Raw genomic sequence first — 2,197 nt, forward strand, 5'->3', positions numbered from 1 at the left:
GACGATCCGATCAAAGAGCCCGCCCGGGAAACCGGGCGGGCTTTTTCGTCACTTCTGCGGGGTGATACTCATCGTCATTGTTTCGCTGAGCTCGCAATGACATTTATCGAGATTTATTTGTAGATTTTTTATTATTGACACACTCGGCCGTATGTTAGAGGGTCGGCATCGATCTTCGGATCCGCGGGATTTTGACGGAAGCAGCTTGCGCCGCGTCACCAAACGCTAAAGCGCCACGACGTGAGTTCGTGGTTCCGGCAGTTGATGCTGAGGAGCCGACCGATGGTTTCGATCCTGTCCCTGCCCGTCCTCTCCGCCGCCGGCCTGCAGGCCGGCCGCATGTGTCGCGCCTGTCGCTGTTGCTGATCGCGGGCCCGCCCGCCGCATCCGACCGCATTGACCGGACACACGCAGCGCGCCCCCGAGCGGGCGCGCCCCCCGAGAGGACCCGTTCCATGGCTGACGCCTTCATCATCGTCGCCGGCGGCCTGACCGCCGGGATCGTCACGCGCGAGCCGCGCGGCTTCCGCTTCTACGCCTCCGACTCGGCCTTCACGCCGCTGGAGGGGCGCCTGTTCCGCACCACCCGGGCGGCCGGCCGGGCGGCGCATGCCGCGCTGACCACGATCGCCCGCCGCCAGCACCGGCCGGAGCAGGCCCGGGCGTGACCCGGGCCGCCGATTATCCTATCCCTGAATGAACCAAGACGTGCAGGAGCCCATCATGTCCCTGTCTCCGCTGAAGCGCGGCCTGTTCGGCCTGGCGCTCGGCCTCGCCCTCGGCGCCGCCACCGCCGGCGGCGCCTTCGCCGCCAGCATCAAGCTCGGCGTCATGGGCGGCAGCGAGGAGGAGATCGCCGAGGTCGCCAAGCAGGTGGCGGCTAAGAAAGGCCTCGAGGTCGAGCTGGTGACCTTCTCCGACTATGCCATCCCGAACGAGGCGCTGGAGCATGGCGAACTGGACGCCAACGCCTTCCAGCACAAGCCCTATCTGGACGCCCAGATCGCCGCCCGCGGCTATCACATCGTCCCGATCGGCTTCACCATCGTCGAGCCGATCGGCCTGTATTCGAAGAAGTTCGACAAGATCGACAAGCTGCCGGACGGTGCCAAGATCGGCATCCCGAACGACCCCAGCAATGGCGGCCGGGCGCTGAACCTGCTGGCCGGCAACGGCCTGATCAAGCTGGCCGAGGGCAAAGGCCTGAACCCGTCGCTGCTCGACGTCACCGAGAACCCGCACAACTTCCAGTTCTCCGAGCTCGACGCGGCGCAGCTGCCGCACGCCCTGCCGGACCTGGACGGCGCGATCATCAACACCAACTACGCGCTGGAGGCCGGCCTCGACCCGCGCAAGGACGCGCTGATCGCCGAGAGCCGGACCAACAACCCCTACGGCAACTTCATCGCCGCCCGCGCCGCCGACAAGGACCGGGCCGACTTGAAGATCCTGGTCGAATCCTACCAGTCGCCGGAGGTCACCCAGTTCCTGGAGACCCGGTTCAAGGGCGCCATCCTCCCGGCCTGGTGAGACCGACGCAGGCCGGGGCCGCGGCCTCGGCCGTTGCGCAGGCGGACCAATTCTGCTAGACGACCGCGCTTGCGTGGGCATTCACCCACGCCGTACCGACGCCGGCACCCCTGGAGGCCGGCGTCTTCACTTAGGAGAAGCCGATGGCCGAAACCATCAAGATCAAGGCCGAGGCGCGGGACCGGGCCGGTAAGGGGGCAGCACGGGCAGCGCGTCGGGCCGGGATGATCCCCGGTGTCATCTACGGCGACAACAAGCCGCCGGTGCTGTTCAGCGTCAACGCCCAGTCGCTGCTGAAGATCCTGCGCGACCCCGCCATGCTGACGCATCTCTACGACATCGAGATCGGCAGCGAGAAGCACCACGTCCTGGCGCGCGACGTCGCCCTGGACCCGGTGACCGACACCGCCATCCACCTGGACTTCCTGCGCGTCAGCGACAAGACCACGGTCCATGCCGACGTGCCGGTGCATTTCGAGAACGAGGCGGCTTCGCCCGGCATCAAGCGCGGCGGCGTGCTGAACGTCGTGCGCCATGACGTCGAGCTGATCTGCCGCGCCGAATCGATCCCCGAATTCGTGTCGGTCGACCTGACCGGCGCCGAGATCGGCGACTCGCTGCGCATGAGCGCGGTGAAGCTGCCGGCGGGCGTCCGCCCGGCCGTGAC

3 protein-coding genes are annotated in these 2,197 nt (G+C 67.2%); all 3 read left to right on the top strand.

Annotation, left to right across the window (positions count from 1 at the left end):
* The first annotated feature begins 455 nt into the window (after positions 1 to 455).
* Positions 456 to 668 carry a hypothetical protein gene (locus P409_RS32415; RefSeq protein WP_034848324.1) on the top strand — a complete coding sequence of 71 codons (213 nt, stop codon included), beginning with the start codon at positions 456 to 458 and terminating at the stop codon, positions 666 to 668.
* Positions 669 to 723: 55 nt separating this feature from the next.
* Complete coding sequence (locus P409_RS32420; RefSeq protein WP_034848328.1) at positions 724 to 1,530, top strand: MetQ/NlpA family ABC transporter substrate-binding protein; 807 nt, start codon at positions 724 to 726, stop codon at positions 1,528 to 1,530.
* A 143-nt stretch (positions 1,531 to 1,673) separates the two neighbouring features.
* Positions 1,674 to 2,197, top strand: a 524-nt coding sequence (locus P409_RS32425) for a 50S ribosomal protein L25/general stress protein Ctc (RefSeq protein ID WP_034848326.1), incomplete at its 3' end; no start/stop codon positions are given.

It is taken from the genome of Inquilinus limosus MP06, assembly GCF_000767795.1.
In the GTDB taxonomy this organism is placed as follows: Bacteria; Pseudomonadota; Alphaproteobacteria; order DSM-16000; family Inquilinaceae; genus Inquilinus; species Inquilinus limosus_E.

Bases quoted from the DNA above. Each gene is read 5' to 3' on its own strand.
- P409_RS32420 (WP_034848328.1), top strand. From the start codon at position 724: ATGTCCCTGTCTCCGCTGAAGCGCGGCCTGTTCGGCCTGGCGCTCGGC.
- P409_RS32415 (WP_034848324.1), top strand. From the start codon at position 456: ATGGCTGACGCCTTCATCATCGTCGCCGGCGGCCTGACCGCCGGGATC.